We start from the raw sequence: 18,639 nt of genomic DNA, 5'->3' as shown, positions 1-18,639 counted from the left end.
CCATAATAAAAGTGGCATCGTGGCATCAGGAAACGGGGTCAGAAACTATATCATCGCTATACATGAGTTGCGACCCGGCAGCAACCAGCCCTGAAACCGTATCCAACGGCAAAAACAAACGCTTTGGCTGCCTGGGCAACGATATAAATCCAAACTGCCTCTGCTTCCTTATCACCATCGGCTCATCCCAACTTCCGAAAATGCCTCACCGTCACCACCAACGCCACCAACTGCAGGCAAGCACTCAAAAAGAAAGTAGACCCCATCCGCCAATCACCCGGATGCAAATGCCCCACCGCAGCCAAAATACTGGCGCCCACTAACGGCGCAATCACCAGCATAATGCTGTTGATGGCATTCAGCGAGCCTTGCACCACACCTTGCTCATTCGCGGCAGCGGCTCGGGAAATCAACGTCTGCAACGCCGGAGTCACCGCAAAGGACAGGAAGTTGGCCACAATCACCGGATACAGCCAGAGACCATCTGTAATCAGCCCGTAAAGCACATAGGCCGTCATCGACGAACACAAGCCGAACATGATGATCTTCACTTCACCAAAGCGCTTCAGCAACCGCCCCATCAGCACGCCTTGCACCACGGCCGAGGTCATGCCCACCACAAACAACGCCACACCGTTTTGCCAGGGCGTCCAGCCAAACCGGAACTCGGTATACAGCACCCAGGTATTTTGCAAAATGAACTGGGCGAAACCTGAAAATACAAACACCAGCACCAGCGCCGACACGCCCTTCAACTCGCCCAGATGTCCCAGCGCACTGAACGGATTAACGCGTTTCAGGGTGAGGGGAGCCCGGCGCTCAGGCGGCAGTGATTCCGGCAACACCAGCCAGCCATACAACACATTCAAAAAGGAGAGACATGCCGCCACCATGAACGGCAAGCGCAAGTCGATGGCCCCCAGCAAACCGCCCACCATCGGCCCGAAAATGAAACCGACGCCAAACGCCGCACCCAGTGCGCCAAAGGCCTTGCCGCGATGCTCCGCCGGGGTGACATCCGCCACATAGGCATTCGCAACCGAAAAACTGGCGCCGGTGCCGCCGCTGACCACGCGTGACAGCAGCAACAGCACCAGCGAATGGGTGAGGGAGGTGACGATATAACTGAAGCCCAGCCCGGCCATCGACAGCAACAACACCGGCCGCCGCCCGTAACGGTCGCTCAAGGCCCCCAGCAAGGGCGAACACAGGAACTGCATGATGCCGTAGGTGACGGTCAGCGCACCAAACCACATCGCCTGATTGTCATGGGAGGTGGTGAGCGAACCCACCAGGGAGGGCAGCACCGGCAACATCAGGCCAATGCCCAGCACATCCAGAAACACCGTAATCAGGATAAAGGACAGGCTGGCCTGGCGGCTGCGCATGGGGGCTTTCCTGTCAAAGAGTGAATTTGTCGCCGAGATAGACCCTGCGCACGGTTTCGTTTTCCAGCACTTCCTGCGGCGTGCCTTCGGCAATCATCACACCACTGTTGACGATGTAGGCGCGCTCGCAGATATCCAGCGTTTCACGCACGTTGTGATCGGTAATCAGCACACCAATGCCGCGCTGTTTCAGGTGGGTAATGATGCTTTTGATATCCGCCACCGAAATCGGGTCCACCCCGGCAAAGGGTTCATCCAGCAGGATGAAGGCAGGTTCGGCGGCGAGGGCGCGGGCAATCTCGGCGCGGCGGCGTTCACCCCCGGAAAGACTCATGCCCAGGCTTTTACGAATATGGGTGATGTGAAACTCGTTCAACAACTCTTCCATTTTTTCCTGACGCTGAGGTTTAGTCAGTTCCTTGCGCGTCTGCAAAATGGCCATGATGTTGTCTTCCACGGTCAGCTTGCGGAAGATGGACGCTTCTTGCGGCAAATAACCGATGCCCTTGCGGGCGCGGCCGTGCATGGACAGCAGCGACAGGTCTTCATCACCCAGCGTTATGCGTCCGGCGTCCATGGGCACCAAGCCCACAATCATGTAGAAACTGGTAGTTTTACCGGCTCCGTTCGGTCCCAGCAAGCCCACAATCTGCGACTGTTCCACCGACAGGCTGACATCCTTGACCACTGTGCGGCCTTTGTAACTTTTGGCGAGGTTTTCAGCGCGCAACCTCATGGCTTCTCCTCACCCAAACGCTTGTTCAGGCGGCTGGCCTTGGCCGGAGGCGGGAAAACCAGTTGCACCCGGTTCTGCTTGTCGCCCTTGGCTTCAATTTCACCCCGATCCATGCTGTAACTGATGCGCGCGCCCTGAAAGCTGGCGCCTTCCTGACGCAGGCGGGCGTTGCCGTCCAGGGTGATGATGCCATCCACAGCTTGATAGGTGACCTGGGCAGCTTCGGCAATGGCCGGGCCGTGATCCGGGCGCGGCTGTTGCTCGAAAGACGCCGGGTTGCCTTTGGCCACGGCGCTGATTACCGTACCCTTGGTGGCATCGGTCGTCACCACCAGTTCATCGGCCGTAATTTTCAGCGTGCCTTGTTGAATGAGGATATGGCCGGTGTAAAAAACCGTTCCAGTTTTTTCATTGAAGGTGGCCTGATCGGCGGAAACACTGATCGGCTGGTCACGATCGCCGGGCAAGGCCAGAACCTGACCCGAAACCCACAGCAACAGCGCCGCACTAGCGGGACGGAAGAACATAATTTCCCCTGACTTGGGCCGGAAGCACGAGCACTCCCGATTGAATATCGGCACGGAATCCCTGACTGCTGAGCATGTTGACACCGTTGCGCACGACTATTGGTGCGGTGCTGCTCATCACCTGGCTGGTACGGTTGGCGACCAGAAATTCGGTTTCAAGGCTAATCGGAATATTACCGGCCAGACTGCGGCCATGCACCTTACCACGCAACTCCAGTTCCTGGTTATCCAGCCGGGTCAAGGCGCGATCCGCTGTCAATTCCCAGCGGGCCCGGCCGTCCTGATACATGCTTAATACCGGGGCCTGCACCTCGCCCTGATCGTTGTCCGGAAAGTGTTTAAGGGACTGCGCCGTCAGTTTTTCGCTGACCTGACCGCGCGCATCGGTACGCAACCCGGTAATACCGGTTACTTCATAATCCGGCAGGCCGGTCACGACCGGCACCGTGGGTCGCAGCGACATCTTGCCGAACCCTCCCCAGAAATAACCGGCGGCCCCAAGCAGCAACAAGCCGCCGGAGAGGCTCACCACGTTGCGGATATCCATGCCTACTCCAGATAAGGCGCAAGCGCCTCTTCATAACGCCCCTGGGCTTCCAGAATGAGGTCACAAACCTCCCGCACGGCGCCCCGGCCGCCGGTGGCCAATGACACAAAATCGGCATAGCGACGCACTTCGCGGTGGGCATTGGCCACGGCCACACCCAAACCGGCGGCGCGAATGGCGGGCAGGTCGGGCCAGTCATCACCAACATAGGCCATTTCTTCCAGCGGAATACCCAACTGCACCGACAGTTCCTTCAGCGCCACCAGTTTGTCTTCCCTGCCTTGCAACAGCAGGGTAATGCCCAGGTTGCGGGCGCGACGCTCCACCAGCTGGCTGGTGCGGCCGGTAATAATGGCGCAAACGATCCCGGTTTTCTGCAGCAGCTTGATGCCGTGGCCGTCCTGCGAGTCGAAGGTCTTGATTTCCTGACCGTCTTCGGTGAAATACAGGCGGCCGTCCGTCAGCACCCCATCCACATCAAGCGCCAGCAAACGGATCTGGCGGGCTTTCTCGGTAATTCGTACAGACAACATGATTACACCACTCCGGCTTTCAGCAGGTCGTGCATGTTGAGGGCGCCGACCGGCTTGCCGTCCGCTCCCACCACGATCACACCATTGATCTTCTTTTCTTCCATCATCGCCACGGCTTCCACCGCCAGCAAGTTGGGGGAAATCGTTTTCGGCCGGGCATTCATCACATCCCTGATATGCATGCTGCGGATATCAAAATCCCGGTCCAGGCAGCGCCGCAAGTCACCGTCCGTATAAATTCCGGTGAGTCGGCCGTCGGCATCCACCACGGCGGTCATGCCCAAGCCCTTGCGCGTCATTTCCAGCAGGGCGTCACGAATCAGCGTGTCTTCCGCCACCACCGGTACGCCGTCGCCTTTGTGCATCAGGTCAGAAACCTTCAGCAGCAGCTTGCGTCCCAGGGAGCCGCCGGGGTGCGACAAGGCAAAGTCCTCAGCGGTAAAGCCACGGGCCTCCAACAGGGCCACCGCCAGCGCATCGCCCAAAACCAGCGTGGCTGTGGTGCTGGAGGTCGGGGCCAATCCCAGCGAACAGGCCTCTTCACTGCGCCCGATTTCCAGATGTACATCCGCCAGTTGCGCCAGGCTGGAAGCTTCATTGGCGGTCATGCTGATCAGTTTGGCATGCATACGTTTGATCAGCGGCACAATGGTCAGCACTTCAGCGGTTTCGCCGGAATTGGAAATGGCGATCACCACATCCTGACCGGTAATCATGCCCAGGTCGCCATGACTGGCTTCACCCGGGTGCACAAAGAAGGACGGGGTGCCGGTGGAGGCGAGGGTGGCCGCCATCTTGCTGCCGATATGTCCGGACTTGCCCATGCCGGTTACGACGATGCGGCCCTTGCAGGCCAGCATCAGCTCGCAGGCCTGGCGGAATTGTTCGTTGATCTGGGGTTTCAGGTTTTCGAGGGCGGCCATTTCCACAGCGACCACCCGCAAACCGACTGCGACAAAATTGAAGTCGGACATAGTCATTTTCCTGCTAACAAGCCGGCAATTATCGCCCAGCCTCTGCGTGGATGGTAGTACCACGGCACGGCTCTCCTCTATAATCCACGCAACCGTGTCATGGCAACTTTCGGAAGTAACAGCATGTTAGTGATTTACAACACAGAAAGCCGACAAAAAGAAGAGTTCAAGCCGATTCATGAAGGCCATATCCGCATGTATGTCTGCGGCATGACGGTCTATGACTATTGCCATATCGGCCACGCCCGTGTGCTGGTGTCTTTTGACGTCATTACACGTTACTTGAGAAGTGTAGGCTATCATGTTGATTATGTAAGAAACATTACCGATATTGACGACAAGATCATCAAACGCGCCCAAGAAAATGGCGAAAGCATAGAAGCCCTGACCGGCCGTTTCATCGCCGCCATGGATGAAGACGCGGCTGCACTGGGAGTTGCCAAGCCGGACATGGAACCCAAAGCCACCGAACACGTACCCGGTATTGTCAGCATGGTGGAGCGTCTGGTGGATAACCATCTTGCCTATCCCGCACCCAATGGTGATGTCTATTTTGAAGTCGCCAAGTTCCCGTCCTATGGCCGTCTGGCGCGCCGCAACCTCGACGAACTGCAATCAGGGGCGCGGGTGGAGGTCGAGGAGGCCAAGCGCTCGCCGCTGGACTTCGTGTTGTGGAAAGCCGCCAAGCCCGGTGAACCGTTCTGGCCTTCCCCTTGGGGCAACGGCCGTCCGGGCTGGCATATTGAATGCTCGGCCATGTCCACCTGCTGCCTGGGCAATCATTTTGACATTCACGGCGGCGGCGGTGATTTGCAGTTCCCGCACCATGAGAACGAAATTGCCCAGTCCGAAGGCGCCACCGGTGAAAAATACGTCAATACCTGGATGCATGTCGGCTTTGTGCAGGTCAACGAAGAGAAAATGTCCAAGTCCCTGGGCAACTTCTTTACCATTCGTGACGTCCTCAAACTGTTCCCGCCCGAGGTGCTGCGCTACTTCATCGTCTCCAGCCACTATCGCAGCCCCTTGAATTTTTCGGATGACGCGCTGAACCAGGCGCGCAGTTCACTTGAGCGTTTTTACCATACTATCAAGGGTTTGCCGGTTATTCCCGCCAATGGGGGTGAAGAGTACGCCGAACGCTTCCGTCAGGCCATGGACGATGACTTCAACACCCCGGAAGCTTTGGCCGTGCTCTTCGAATTGGCGCGGGACATCAATCGGGCTGAAAAATCCGGGGGTGCGGAAATCGCTGCTGGTCTGGCAGGCCGCCTGCGCGAGCTCGGGGCCGTTCTGGGCCTGTTGCAGGATGACGCCCAAAAGTTCCTGCAGGGCGAGTCAGAACATGGCTTGCTGCCGGAAGACATTGAAACCCTGATCCAGGCCCGTAACACCGCCAAGGCTGAACGTGATTATGCCGAAGCCGACCGCATTCGCGCCTATCTGCTGGAAACCGGCATTGTTCTGGAGGACTCGCGGCAGGGGACCACCTGGCGTCGAAACTGATTTCAGGGTTTATGGCTAAAATACCGGCATCCGATACAAACCGGTATTGACACTTCCCGCCGGATTCTTAAAATACGCACCACCAAGTCACTGACAAGTCATTGACGCGAAGCGGGAATAGCTCAGTTGGTAGAGCACGACCTTGCCAAGGTCGGGGTCGCGAGTTCGAGTCTCGTTTCCCGCTCCAAGCTTTCTAAACCGGTCCTCCACGAGGGTCGGTTTTTTTTCGTCCCGGCTTTACCACGCCGCCCGCGACTGGGCTATCATCAGCCGCATCCCAAGCTGCTGAAACAATTATGCCTACTCCTTATTCCAGTCCGATCGGTGTCTTTGACTCCGGCTTCGGCGGCCTGACCGTTTTGCGTGAACTGGTGAAGACCTTGCCGGAATACGACTACCTGTATCTTGGCGACAATGCCCGTTCACCCTACGGAACGCGGTCCTTCGATACCGTGTACCGTTTTACCCTCGAAAGTGTGGAATATCTCTTTGATCAGGGTTGCGAGCTGGTCATCCTGGCCTGCAATACCGCCTCGGCCAAGGCCTTGCGCACCATCCAGCAGCATGACTTGCCGCTGCTGGGGGCGCAAAAACGGGTGCTGGGGGTCATTCGCCCCAGTGTGGAGGCCATCGGAGAACTGACCAAAACCGGTCATGTCGGGGTACTGGCGACACCGGGCACCGTGAAGTCAGAGTCCTACGTCCTGGAACTGGCGAAACTGTATCCCCATGTCCGCGTTTTCCAGCAAGCCTGCCCCATGTGGGTGCCGCTGGTTGAAAACGGCGAGCAGGACAGTCCGGGAGCCGACTATTTTGTCGAACGGCATGTCAAGGCCTTGCTGGAGCAGTCCCCGGATATTGATACCGTCATTCTGGGCTGCACGCATTATCCGCTACTGACGCCCAAAATCCGCCAGTACCTGCCTGCGCACATCAGCCTGCTATGCCAGGGCCGCATTGTGGCGGATAGCATGCGGGAATACCTGGGCCGTCACCCGGAAATGGATGCGCGTTTAACCCGCTCGGGCAGCCGGACTTTCCTGACCACTGAAAATCCCGAATTGTTCAACCGGCCCGCCAGCGTGTTTTTTGGCGAAGAAGTATCGGCTTATTGCATCTCGGTGAGTTGATTTTCCGGGAAAACTGTGCGGAAATTCGCACCGTTCATACAAATTATGTTTGTTTTTCATTTACTTCCTTATCGTTGTAGCAATTGCCGGACAGCAGTCGGACTGGTCAACACCGGGTTCAAGTGGTATCGTCTGGTGAAAACTACGAGAGATGCTCGGCCATTGATCCCTATCTGGCCGGCCGATAAATAATTCAGGATCGACTGACAGTGACCGACAAGCGCTACCAAGTCTTCATCAGTGCCACCTATTCCGACCTGCGGGAGGAGCGTGCCGTTGTCACGCAAACCCTGCCTGCACTGGGATGCCTGCCCACCACGCTCGAACAGCACAACCAGAGTCTGGGCGCCATGGTGGCCATTCGACGTCAGATTGATGAAAGCGACTATTACCTGCTGCTGCTGGGAAGCCGTTACGGCTCACTGATGCCTTCCGGCGTCAGCTATATCCACATGGAATACGTGTACGCCGCCACCAAGCAGAAACCCATGCTGATCCTGATGCATGAGAGTCCGGATACCCGCCCGCCGGAAGTGCAGGAAAAGACCGTGGAAGGCCGCCTTAAATTCGGGGACTTCCGCAAGCTGTTGCAGCGAGAACGGGACTCCATCCTCTACTGGCGCAATGCCCGTGACCTGGAAATGCTGTTGCAGCAATTCACCCCCGAATTGATACGCCGTCATCCCGCCGCCGGCTGGATCCGGGTCGGCAAGGGCAATCCCGATAAACTCTTTGAAATTCAGAAAGAAACCGAGCAGTTGCGCCAGCGGGTTCAAGAGCTTGAGCAAGAGCGGGAAAAATGGCTGCGCAGCAGCGCCCTCAGCAGTGAAGGTTTGGCCAAAGGCGAAGATGTGTTCGAAGTACAGTACAAGTGCCGCGCCTACGCTGGCGGCAATTGTCAAGATATCTATTCCAAGAGCCGCCTATCATGGAACGAGTTGCTGGTGAGTTTCGGTCCTCACCTGTTGCAGCCCCAGCCTGAAGACATCATCCTGGCCAAAATCAATGAACGCCTGCAGGGTTGCGCCTTGCAGGATGTTCAGCGCGAATATCCCAAGACGCATGCCGTGGTGGATATCCAGGTGACCTCGCTGTGCTTCAATACCATCAAGATGCAATTCCTCAGTCTGGGCCTGCTGCAAAAGGTTGCCCGACCGGGAGACCAGCGTTTGTGGATGCAACTGACCGCGCCCGGTGAACGTTACATGGCCAATGTCATCAATGTCCGCCGGGTCACCAGCCGACCCGCCAGTTAACCCCTTTACCATGAGGCTGATATGCGCCAATGGAACAGCTGGGGTGATAGCCGTGTTTCCATGGCCATTCACGCCAATGCCCGCGTTTTCCTAGAAGAACTGCTGGGGCCCGGAACCCCGTTGAAAGACGCCTCGCTGGACGAGGTTCTTGCCATGGTTCCGCCCAGCCGGTTACCCGAACACCCCCTGATTGATACCGGCGCCGAGACCCGCGTCCGCCATGCCCGTGGGCAAAGCTTGCCCGACTGGCTGGCCATGCGTTCCGGCCGGTTTGAAGTATTTCCGGATGGTGTGGCGTTTCCCACCGGCAGCGCCCAGGTCGCCGAATTGCTGGCCCTGGCCAAGCAGCACGACTGGACCGTTATTCCCTATGGCGGCGGCACCTCGGTGGTGGGTCACATCAATCCGCTGCCAGACAACCGGCCGGTGCTGACCCTGTCGCTGGCGCGCCTGAACCACCTGATTCATCTGGACCGCAGTTCCCAGTTGGCCACCATCGGCGCCGGGGCTACCGGACCGCAACTGGAAGCCCTGTTGAAGCCGCATGGCTACACGCTGGGACATTTTCCGCAATCCTTTGAGTTGTCGACACTGGGCGGATGGGTTGCCAGCCGCTCCAGCGGCCAGCAATCCCTGCAATATGGTCGCATAGAGCAACTGTTTGCCGGCGGCCGCATGGAAACACTGAGCGGCAGCCTGGTGATGCCGACCATGCCCGCATCCAGCGCCGGTCCGGACATCCGCGAAATCGTGATGGGTTCGGAAGGCCGTTTCGGGGTCATTACCGAAGCCACGGTCCGCGTCAGCCGCCTGCCGGAACGCGAAGAATTCCGGGTTTACTTCCTGCCCGATTTCGCCAGCGCCGAAGCCGCCGTCCGTGAAATCGCCCAGCAGAAACTGCCCTTGTCGATGCTGCGCGTCAGCAACTCGGAAGAAACCCGCACCCAACTGATTCTGGCCGGGCACAAGGTAGCCATTGCCGGGCTCGAAAAAATGCTCAGCTGGCGCGGTGCCGGTGAAGGCAAGTGCATGCTGACTGTTGGCTTCACGGGTTCGCATGGCAAAGTCCGTTATGCCTTGCTGGAACTGAACAAGATCCTCAAGCAATACGAAGCGGTTCCCACCGGTAAAACGCTGGGCACCCGCTGGCAGCAAAACCGCTTCAAGGCGCCTTACCTCCGGGAAGCGCTGTGGAAGCTGGGTTATGCCGTCGACACACTGGAAACAGCGGTAGACTGGCCGAAAGTCACGTCCTATACCCGCGATGTGGAACAGGCGCTGCGCGATGGCTTGTCCGCCGACAAGGAGCCGGTTCTGGCCTTCAGCCACCTGTCGCACCTGTATGCACAAGGCTCCAGCATCTACACCACTTATGTGTTCCGTGTCGGCCGCGACTATGACGAGACCCTGGCGCGCTGGACCAAGCTGAAAGCGGCTGCCTCCAACGAGGTTGTCCGTCATGGCGGCACCATCAGTCACCAGCATGGCGTGGGCCGTGACCATGCCAAATATTTGCCGGCGGAAAAGGGCGAGCAGGGCATGGCCGTATTGCGCGCCCTGGCCAGCCATTTTGACGCCGACCAGCGTCTGAACCCCGGCAAACTGTTGATTGACTGAGAGTGCGGCAAAACACATGACTGATCATCGCAATACGCTCTGGCAGCAGCTGCCGGAGACGGAGTGGGACATTATCGTGGTCGGCGGCGGCATTACCGGTGCCGGTGTGGCGCGGGAAGCCGCCCGCACCGGCAGCAAGGTGTTGCTGATTGAGCAGCAGGACTACGCCTTCGGCACTTCCAGCCGTTCCTCCAAAATGGTACACGGCGGCTTGCGCTACATCGCCATGGGCGACATCCGTCTGACCTGGCACTCGTTGGTGGAGCGTGAGCGCCTGCTCAACGAGGCCCCCGGTCTGGTGGACCGCATGAGTTATTTCTTCGCCCACTATGATGGCGGCGGCATCAAGTCCAACCGCTGGGCGTTTTACATCCTGCTGATGGCTTATGATTTCCTCGCCGGCATTCATGATCGGGGATTCTTTAACACCAAGAAGTTCCTGGAGCGGGTGCCCGGTTATCGCAGCGCTGGTTTGCAAGGAGCATCCCGCTATACCGACGCCGTGACCGACGACACGCGTCTGGTGCTGCGTGTACTGGATGAAGCCCGTCGTGACGGCGCGGTCACCATCAACTACGTCAAGTCCGAAAAAACCCTGCTGAACGGCGATCAGGTCTCCGGCCTGCAAGTGCGTAATGTAATGACCGGTGAAACTGCCGATTTGCGCGCCAAAGTCGTTGTTAACGCTACGGGCGCCTGGGTCAACCGCATGCGTCAGGATGTAGCCTCAGAAACCGTATCCGTGCGTCCGCAACGCGGCAGTCATCTGGTGGTTTCCTCGGAGCGCATACCATTGAACGACGCCGTCATCCTGTTCCATCCGGATGACAAGCGCGCCATGTTCATCTACAGCTGGGAAGGGCGCACGGTAATCGGCACCACCGACCTGGATCACAAGGATGATCTGGATGACGAAGCGGTGATTACGGCCGAGGAAGTCCGGTATCTGCTGCGGGCGGCCAACCATGAGTACCCCAATGCGCATCTGACCGACGCTGACATCATTGCCACGTGGGCCGGTGTGCGGCCCATTGTCAGCAGCGGCAAGGGGCTGGACCCGTCCAAGGAACGCCGCGATCATGCCGTGTGGGCCGAGAAGGGCATGATCAGCGTCTCCGGCGGCAAGCTGACCACATTCCGGCAAATTGCCCAGGATGTGCTGACCGCCGCCGAAATCTGGCTGCCCGGCTTGAAGACCCGTGACCGCAAGGCCGGTATTTTCACGCAGCCGACCAACTCCGTCGCCTTGCCGGATTGCACTGACGATCTGTACCGCCGGTTTACCGGCAAATTCGGCTATCTGGCAGAGCGATTTGTCCAGGAAATGCCCTCTGACGAACTCAAGCTAATTCCCGGCACACAGACGCTGTGGGCGGAGTTGCGCTGGGCCCTGCGCCACGAACAGGTTGCGCATCTGGACGACCTGCTGCTGCGCCGCACTCGCTTGGGCTTGCTGATGCCGCACGGAGCGGAAGAATGCCTGCCGACCATCCGCGCCATGGCGCTGGATGAGGACTGGACAGAAGCTTGCTGGGAGGCTGAAGTGGTGCGTTACCGGGATATCTGGCAGCGTTACTACAGTGTTCCCGCACCGGTCCGTGTTGCCGCCGCAGCCTGATCGTAAAAAGATACAGTCAACCCCGCCCATTACCGGCGGGGTTTTCATAACTAGAAACACGCCCGGTCCGGGCCATGACCAGCGGTTGGCGAACCATGAATCCTGCCCGATTTCTCAGCATTGACTGTGGCACCCAGAGCCTGCGTTCCTTTGTCTTTGACGCCAATGGCGAAATGCTGGCACGCAGCCAGATCATTTTCGATCCTCCCTATCGTTCTCCGGAACAGGGCCAGGCCGAGCAGGATGCCGACTATTATTGGGACTGCGTCACCCAGACCTGCCGCAATCTTTGGCAGCAAGGCATTGATCCCGCCACCCTGAAAGCTGCGACCCTGACCACCCAGCGCGGCACCGTGGTCGTGGTGGATGATCAGGGCAAACCCTTGCGTCCGGCCTTTCTCTGGCTGGATGAACGTCAGGCGGCCGAAATGCCGCCGCTGCCGCGCTATTGGGAAAAACTGCACCAAATCAGCGGCCATCAGGAAACCATCCATAAATTGCGCCGTCGCGCCCAGGCCAACTGGTTGACAGTGCATGACCCCGAAACCTGGCGCAAGACCCGCAAATTCCTGCTGCTGTCCGGTTATCTCAGTTTCAGGCTGACCGGCCTCTATCGCGATGCGGTTCCCTCACAGGTCGGCTACATTCCTTTCGACTATAAGAAGCACCAATGGCATGCCGCCTGGAGTTGGCACTGGCAGGCGCTGGGCGTTCCCCGCGACAAACTGCCGGATCTGGTGCCCGCCGGTGGCTTGCTGGGAAATATCAGTGAGGCAGCCGCCCGGGAAACCGGTTTGCCGGTCAACCTGCCGGTAATTGCAGCCGGTGCAGACAAGGCCTGTGAAGTGCTGGGGGCAGGGTGCATTTCACCCTGGCAGGGCGCGCTCAGCTTCGGCACCACGGCCACCTTCAATACCATTACCCGCAAGTATATTTCCATCAATCCGCCCATGCCGCCCTATCCGGCGGCCGTGCCGGGCGAATACTGCCTGGAAAGCCAGATTCCGCAAGGTTTTGCCTTGGTGCGCTATTTCCGCGACCAGATTGCCGGGCCGGAAATTTCGGCTGCTGAAGACTGGGGCGGCGACTGGCTGGCGGTATTGGATCAGTGGCTGATGCAAACCCCGGCCGGGGCCAAAGGCCTGATGTGGCAACCGGGACTCAGCGTGCAGTCCAGTGGTGAAAGCCTGTCCCGTGGCGCGTTGCTGGGTCTGAGCACCCAGCACAGCAAGGCTGACTGGTATCGGGCGCTGGTGGAAGGGCTGCTGTATGCCCTGCGTGACGGCCAGTTGCATGTCACCCGCTATACCCGGCAACCCATCACCATGCTGTTTGCCGCCGGTGGCGGGGCGCAATCCGATGCGGTAATGCAAACCGCCGCCGATGTGTTTGGCATGGCCATTCACCGCCCCCATACCCATGAAACGTCTGGATTGGGAGCCGCGATTTGTGCGGCGGTGGGTACCGGTGTATATCCGGATTTCCCGACCGCCGTTCAGGCCATGAGCCGCATCGTGCGCATTTTCTACCCGCGCGCCGATCGCGCCGCCGTACATGACCGGCTGTTCCATCAGGTCTATCGACCCTGGGTGCGCAGTTTGGCCGAGCTATACCGCCACGGTTAACCATTCACAACACGGTTAGCCGGGTGACATGCGCTACACTGTCACTATTGCTCACACATGAGGTTATCTGCCATGAACTGGCGTAAATGGCTGGTAGTTCCAACCCTGGTTGTCCTGACCGCCTGTACCAGCAGCACCCAGCAGGGCGCCACCGGCATTACCCGCAAACAGTTGTTGCTGTTGCCCAGCTCGCAAGTCGATGCCATGGCCTTGCAATCCTACAAGGGTGAACTGGATGCTGCCCGGAAGAAGAGCACCCTGAACACCGACAAGGCCACCCTGGAGCGAATTCGCCGCATTGCCGACCGACTGGTGCCGCAAGTGGCGGTGTTCCGGCCGGATGCCGTGCGCTGGGGCTGGGAAGTCAATCTGGAAACGCGTAACGAGCTGAATGCCTATTGCGCACCCGGCGGCAAGATCATGTTCTTTACCGGCATTATTGAACGCCTGAAACTGAATGATGATGAAATCGCCGCCATCATGGGCCATGAAATTGCCCATGCCTTGCGCGAGCATGGGCGTGAACGCATTTCCCAGGCTTATGCCCAGCAAGCGGGCATGACCTTGCTGGCAGTCTTGACCAATATGGATTCGAAAAAGGCGGCGCTGCTGCAAACCGCCACTACCCTCGGACTCACCTTGCCGCACAGTCGCGGCCAGGAGTCAGAGTCCGATGTCATGGGCGTGGAGCTGATGGCGCGCGCCGGATTTGACCCCCGGGCCTCGGTCTCACTGTGGCAAAAGATGAATGCCGCCAACAAGAGCGCACCACCGGCATTTCTCAGCACTCACCCGTCCAGCGCCCAGCGCATTGACGAACTGCAAGGACAAATGGCGACCGTGCTGCCGCTCTATGAAGCCGCCCGCCGCAATCCCCCCAAAGCGCCGGCCATCATCCCCCGCAGTTAAAACGGGGGTTGGCAGAACGCCAATGTCCAATCAAGCCGTCAGGAATGGCGGCTTTCTTCCCACCATATCTTCCAGCATGATCAACTCCTCATCGGTGTGATTGAGCATGCCTGCCGGTTGAATATCTCCCGCCGCTGCAATGTTACGGGCTTCATGGTGCGTGGCGCTCACCGGTTGCAAGGCTTGGGGCGCGATGTTGGCATTCAGGTCGATCGCTCCGTAGCACAGGCAGATATAACTCGATTCCGGGCGGGACTCAAAATAGACGCCGGTGCCGCGAATGCCGATGGTGGCGGTCGTGGTGACCAGCTTTTTGGGACCCGGCCCGAAAACCCCGAGAATGGCCCCACTCAGCAAACGGAAGCCGGAAATGGCTCCAGAACGCACTTGCGCGCGGGCCAGATGCACCGAGGATTCGGGTTTCAACAGAAAGGCATTATTGCCCATCACAAAACTGGCGCTGCCGCCGGAGCGGGTTTCGATACGGGAATTGGGCCGGATACGGGTTTGGGCCGTGGCCTTACGGCCATCAACGAGAATATCGCCAGTAAACTGACGGAAATGGCCGGCGGCTTCACTCACCGTTGGCAACAACAGGCCCAGACCCAAAACGAGTCCTCCGCCTATGAGGCGACGACGATTGGTCTGGCAATGCAGGCAGGCGGGGCGGTTATCCATGAGCGGTGTCTCCAGCGATGGTGGTTCTTGTTTTGACCGCTTTGAGTGAAGACTGTTACAACCGGAATGTAAAGGGAATGTTAACGGGGAGGGCGTTCCACCCGGAAACCGGGGGAACGCCTTGCAGGCTTACTTCTCGACAAACGCACGTTCAATGACATAGTCACCGGGTGAGTGACTGGTGCCTTCCACAAAACCGCGCTTTTCCAGAATCTCGACCAGATCTTTCAGCATGGCCGGGCTGCCGCAGATCATGATGCGGTCAAACTCCGGATCGAACTCGGGCAGGCCGATATCTTCAAAGAACTTGCCGTTTTCAATCAGGTCGGTGAGTCGGCCCTGCTTTTCGAAATCTTCGCGGGTCACGGTCGGGTAATAGATCAGTTGTTCCTTGACCAGATCGCCAAAGTGCTCATGTTCCGGCAGGTCTTCAGTAATGTGTTCGAAATAGCCCAGTTCACTTTTCCAGCGCACGCCGTGGGTGAGGATGATCTTTTCGAAAGCGTCATAGAATTCGGGGTCACGCACCACGCTCATGAACGGGGCCAGGCCGGTGCCGGTGGACAGCAGGTACAGGTTCTTGCCCGGACGCAGGTTGTCCATGATCAGCGAGCCGGTGGGCTTGCGCGACACCAGCAGCTTGTCGCCAACCTGCAGGTGTTGCAGGCGCGAGGTGAGGGGGCCGTTCTGCACCTTGATGCTGTAGAACTCCAGATGATCCTCGTAGTGGGCGCTGACCACGCTGTAGGCGCGCATCAGCGGCTTGCCTTCCACCAGCAGGCCGATCATGACGAACTGGCCGGTCTTGAAGCGCAGGGTCGGGTTGCGGGTGGTGGTGAAACTGAACAGGGTGTCATTCCAGTGATGCACGCTCAGTACGGTTTCTTCATTGAAAGCAGACATGAATTTTACTCCGCAAGGTCAAGGATGCCGGGTACGAGGCTCCCGGATTTCGCTGCGGATGATAAAGTCTGGATCACCACAAGAAAAGAGATATATATTTATTGTAATCATCAGGAATTCTGATTGATATTAAACTGAGACGCTCAGGGTCTCCCCCCGTTTTATGAGTTACAGGCAAGGCTGGTGGAGGGGTCTTGTACCACTTCGATAGATGCAGTCGTACGAGACTTCCTCCTTGGACAATCATAAGGCGAACGCGACCATCTCGTAGCGATGAAAAAGCTCAAAGTCCGGCCGGACTGGATGAGTGCCAGGGATTGACTATCAGGTGGTAAAACCGGATAGTAATCAATCATTTTGGATCATTGCACTTGCTGCAAATGCCAGCTTGAACATGGCGGAGAATGAAGGCCCGCATTAATTGGGTGGTGCAGGTTCATCATGCTGCGCTCCAGCCGAAAAGAATTGGCGTGGCGGCGTGAGGTTTGCACCACCATTAAACCGGTAATACCCACCTTCGCGAGACAGACATAAGTCAGTCACGGTCAGACCAAACTCAACCGTGAAGAATTGATCATTGGCTTGTGTGTGGAGGGGGTAGGTAGACCATAGACAGGTCGTTAAATTCGATGGGATTTTTTATGAGAATCAATAATTTACTTTCTATTTCGATATTAATTTGTGCAACAGGCTCAGCACTGGCTCAGCCTGTTTATAAGATTATTGGAAAGGATGGCAAAATAATTTTTTCTGACAGCCCACCGACGGAAGTCGGCGCAGACTTCACTGTCATGGGTGAGTCAAATCAATCATCAAAAGCTACAGAATCTGCTAAAAAAGAACACACGCAGATAGGCTCATCTCAAGTACATGATTCTTTGCGCGTTGATGCGAAAAAAACCCAAGCAGCAGCCCCCATCAGCAAAACACCGAGCAAACCAGTTGTCGATGTCGAGTTAGAAAGGGCATTGAATGGTATCATTATTATGGAAGATTTGGTTCAGCAGACTGAGTCCCTTTGTCTGAACGCGCTCCCTTCTTCATTTAACAGATACAATACGGCTGCTGTTAACTGGAGAAATCGTAATGCAGCGATAATAACGCTGCAGCGAAAGATTTCGTCCCAAGTCTACGATGCTTCAATGCGACGTAAACTTGAGGCTGCCGTTAAACTAAGAAATGCCAAGGACTTGGCACCTGTAGTTAGCGCAGATACATGGTCTAAAATCAAGTGGTGTGATAAGGCCTTTGATGAAGTAAATAGTGGGAAAATGGACGTGCACAATGCTCCTAAGCTATCGGTTCCGGTAATGAACTATCGGAAACTCCAACAATGAAATAATGGTTTGAAGCAACAGAATGAGTGCTGATCCGAGCAGTTATTTATTAGATACCCCCCCCGCAGCTGCGCGTCAGCCCCCTTTCCAAGGGGGCGATGTTAAAGAAGTTTTTCCCTGTTACCTGAAGCCCCCTGGGAAAGGGGGCGGCGCAAAGCGCGGGGGTTTTCGCGCCCCGGCAATCCCTGTACCCAGAAATCAGGAGAGCGCCATTCCACCCGAACAACATTATCAAGCCGCCTTGGCCCCCGAACCAGCCTCACCCGCAGGATAAAGCGGCTGCGAAAGCGCCGCCCAATCCACATCACCGTCACTCACCAGATTCTCATATTCCAGAATCCCCAACGCCTCAAACTTGGGACGCACCGACTCGGTCAACAAACCGATACGGGCCAGATTCGGCACAATACGGGTAAACAGGAACTTGCTGAAATACTGCATCACAGTCGCATCCAGCATGTGCTTGCGCGCCGCATCCACATCCCAACCAAACTCGGCAAAGACCTCAGTAGCGATCAACCTCTCACGCATCACCACACAAGCCTCATAGGCGAACTGAGCCCGCTCCTCAATTTCTTGCGGCGTCAGGTGCTGCACAATGTATTCCAGATAATTGACGCCAAAAGTCACATGCCTGGCTTCATCGCGGGTCACCAGGTAAATGATGTCCTTCAGCAACGGGTCCAGGCAAGTCATGTGCATGGTGTTGAAAGCCGCCAGCGCCAAACCTTCAATCACGATTTGCATGCCAATGAACTTCAGGTCCCAGCGCGCATCCCCCAGAATCTTGTCCAGCAGCAACTTCAGGTGCGGGTTGACCGGATACATCACCCCGATCTTGTCCTGCAGATAGCGGTTAAAGGTTTCGACATGCCGGGCTTCATCAAAGGTTTGAGAGGATGCATAGAGCTTGGCGTCAAAACTGGGCGCGCAAGACACCAGTTGCGAGGCAACCAACAGGGCGCCTTGTTCCCCGTGCAGAAATTGCGAAATGGTCCAAGCCTGATAATGCCAGCCGAACTCCAATTGCTTTTCCGGAGTCAGCGATTCGAAGGGCTCATAACCGTGAAAAGGGTTGTAGGCCATGTCGCTGGGCGGCAGGTCCTTGGAATAGGTCTGGCTCCAGTCGAGGTCGGTATCGGCATTCCAGTTCAACTCCTTGCCCAATTTGTAGAGCTTGCGGATGCGTCCGTCTGCCGTGCTGTAATCCCAGTTGTACGCACCGGAAAGCGGCGTCTGGAAGATTTCGATCAAGTCTTCCATGTGCTGTGCTGTCATTTGCGCGGCGGGGTCACCGGCCTCCGGAAAGTAACGGACTTCATCGGGTGTTTTACTGACAACGGTAATGGCCATGA

The 18,639-nt window shown here is 57.4% G+C and carries 17 protein-coding genes and 1 tRNA gene; 9 read left to right on the top strand and 9 right to left on the bottom strand.

Annotated features, from left to right (window positions below):
* Positions 1-182: 182 nt before the first annotated feature.
* The 6 genes from Q7T36_RS00715 to Q7T36_RS00690 are packed head-to-tail and all read right to left on the bottom strand — an operon-like array spanning position 183 to position 4,705.
* Complete coding sequence (locus Q7T36_RS00715; protein WP_304842950.1) at positions 183-1,388, bottom strand: TCR/Tet family MFS transporter; 1,206 nt, start codon at positions 1,386-1,388, stop codon at positions 183-185.
* A 13-nt stretch (positions 1,389-1,401) separates the two neighbouring features.
* Entirely contained in the window at positions 1,402-2,124 is a 723-nt protein-coding gene (gene lptB / locus Q7T36_RS00710) for an LPS export ABC transporter ATP-binding protein (protein WP_304842948.1), read from the bottom strand.
* Positions 2,121-2,651, bottom strand: a complete 531-nt coding sequence (gene lptA, locus Q7T36_RS00705; protein WP_304842946.1) for a lipopolysaccharide transport periplasmic protein LptA — start codon at positions 2,649-2,651, stop codon at positions 2,121-2,123. Before lptA ends, lptB begins: the two co-directional genes overlap by 4 nt.
* Positions 2,632-3,198 carry an LPS export ABC transporter periplasmic protein LptC gene (gene lptC / locus Q7T36_RS00700; protein WP_304842944.1) on the bottom strand — a complete coding sequence of 189 codons (567 nt, stop codon included), beginning with the start codon at positions 3,196-3,198 and terminating at the stop codon, positions 2,632-2,634. Before lptC ends, lptA begins: the two co-directional genes overlap by 20 nt.
* Positions 3,199-3,200: 2 nt before the next feature.
* Complete coding sequence (gene kdsC / locus Q7T36_RS00695) at positions 3,201-3,731, bottom strand: 3-deoxy-manno-octulosonate-8-phosphatase KdsC (protein WP_304842942.1); 531 nt, start codon at positions 3,729-3,731, stop codon at positions 3,201-3,203.
* A 2-nt stretch (positions 3,732-3,733) separates the two neighbouring features.
* The gene (locus Q7T36_RS00690) at positions 3,734-4,705 is read right to left on the bottom strand and encodes a KpsF/GutQ family sugar-phosphate isomerase (protein WP_304842940.1); all 972 of its coding nucleotides are present in this window, start codon (positions 4,703-4,705) and stop codon (positions 3,734-3,736) included.
* A gap of 99 nt (positions 4,706-4,804) precedes the next feature.
* Between Q7T36_RS00690 and cysS the strand changes: the two genes are divergently transcribed.
* The 8 genes from cysS (at position 4,805) to Q7T36_RS00650 (ending at position 14,366) form a co-directional block, all read left to right on the top strand.
* Complete coding sequence (cysS, locus tag Q7T36_RS00685) at positions 4,805-6,211, top strand: cysteine--tRNA ligase (RefSeq protein ID WP_370690010.1); 1,407 nt, start codon at positions 4,805-4,807, stop codon at positions 6,209-6,211.
* Between the two features lie 111 nt (positions 6,212-6,322).
* Positions 6,323-6,398: transfer RNA gene (locus Q7T36_RS00680), tRNA-Gly, on the top strand.
* A gap of 109 nt (positions 6,399-6,507) precedes the next feature.
* Complete coding sequence (gene murI / locus Q7T36_RS00675; protein WP_304842936.1) at positions 6,508-7,341, top strand: glutamate racemase; 834 nt, start codon at positions 6,508-6,510, stop codon at positions 7,339-7,341.
* A gap of 209 nt (positions 7,342-7,550) precedes the next feature.
* Positions 7,551-8,597, top strand: coding sequence for a DUF4062 domain-containing protein (locus Q7T36_RS00670; RefSeq protein WP_304842934.1), 1,047 nt, complete (start codon positions 7,551-7,553; stop codon positions 8,595-8,597).
* A gap of 21 nt (positions 8,598-8,618) precedes the next feature.
* Complete coding sequence (locus Q7T36_RS00665) at positions 8,619-10,214, top strand: FAD-binding oxidoreductase (protein WP_304842932.1); 1,596 nt, start codon at positions 8,619-8,621, stop codon at positions 10,212-10,214.
* Between the two features lie 16 nt (positions 10,215-10,230).
* The gene (locus Q7T36_RS00660; protein WP_304842929.1) at positions 10,231-11,832 is read left to right on the top strand and encodes a glycerol-3-phosphate dehydrogenase/oxidase; all 1,602 of its coding nucleotides are present in this window, start codon (positions 10,231-10,233) and stop codon (positions 11,830-11,832) included.
* Positions 11,833-11,927: 95 nt separating this feature from the next.
* Positions 11,928-13,457, top strand: a complete 1,530-nt coding sequence (locus tag Q7T36_RS00655; RefSeq protein WP_304842927.1) for an FGGY-family carbohydrate kinase — start codon at positions 11,928-11,930, stop codon at positions 13,455-13,457.
* A gap of 72 nt (positions 13,458-13,529) precedes the next feature.
* The gene (locus tag Q7T36_RS00650) at positions 13,530-14,366 is read left to right on the top strand and encodes a M48 family metallopeptidase (protein WP_304842924.1); all 837 of its coding nucleotides are present in this window, start codon (positions 13,530-13,532) and stop codon (positions 14,364-14,366) included.
* A gap of 30 nt (positions 14,367-14,396) precedes the next feature.
* On the opposite strand, the gene Q7T36_RS00645 is transcribed toward Q7T36_RS00650, so the two are convergent.
* Complete coding sequence (locus Q7T36_RS00645) at positions 14,397-15,044, bottom strand: hypothetical protein (RefSeq protein WP_304842922.1); 648 nt, start codon at positions 15,042-15,044, stop codon at positions 14,397-14,399.
* A gap of 129 nt (positions 15,045-15,173) precedes the next feature.
* Positions 15,174-15,947, bottom strand: a complete 774-nt coding sequence (locus Q7T36_RS00640; RefSeq protein ID WP_304842918.1) for a ferredoxin--NADP reductase — start codon at positions 15,945-15,947, stop codon at positions 15,174-15,176.
* A 641-nt stretch (positions 15,948-16,588) separates the two neighbouring features.
* On the opposite strand from Q7T36_RS00640, the gene Q7T36_RS00635 reads away from it, so the two are divergent.
* Entirely contained in the window at positions 16,589-17,284 is a 696-nt protein-coding gene (locus tag Q7T36_RS00635; protein ID WP_304842916.1) for a hypothetical protein, read from the top strand.
* A 231-nt stretch (positions 17,285-17,515) separates the two neighbouring features.
* On the opposite strand, the gene Q7T36_RS00630 is transcribed toward Q7T36_RS00635, so the two are convergent.
* A complete protein-coding gene (locus Q7T36_RS00630) occupies positions 17,516-18,637 on the bottom strand; it encodes a ferritin-like domain-containing protein (protein WP_304842913.1) in 1,122 nt (373 codons plus the stop codon).
* Between the last annotated feature and the right edge of the window lie 2 nt (positions 18,638-18,639).

Source organism: Fluviicoccus sp., from assembly GCF_030646115.1.
GTDB lineage: Bacteria > Pseudomonadota > Gammaproteobacteria > Pseudomonadales > Moraxellaceae > Fluviicoccus.
Note: the sequence above shows the minus strand (reverse complement) of the source record. Positions and strands in the feature narration are given on the sequence as shown.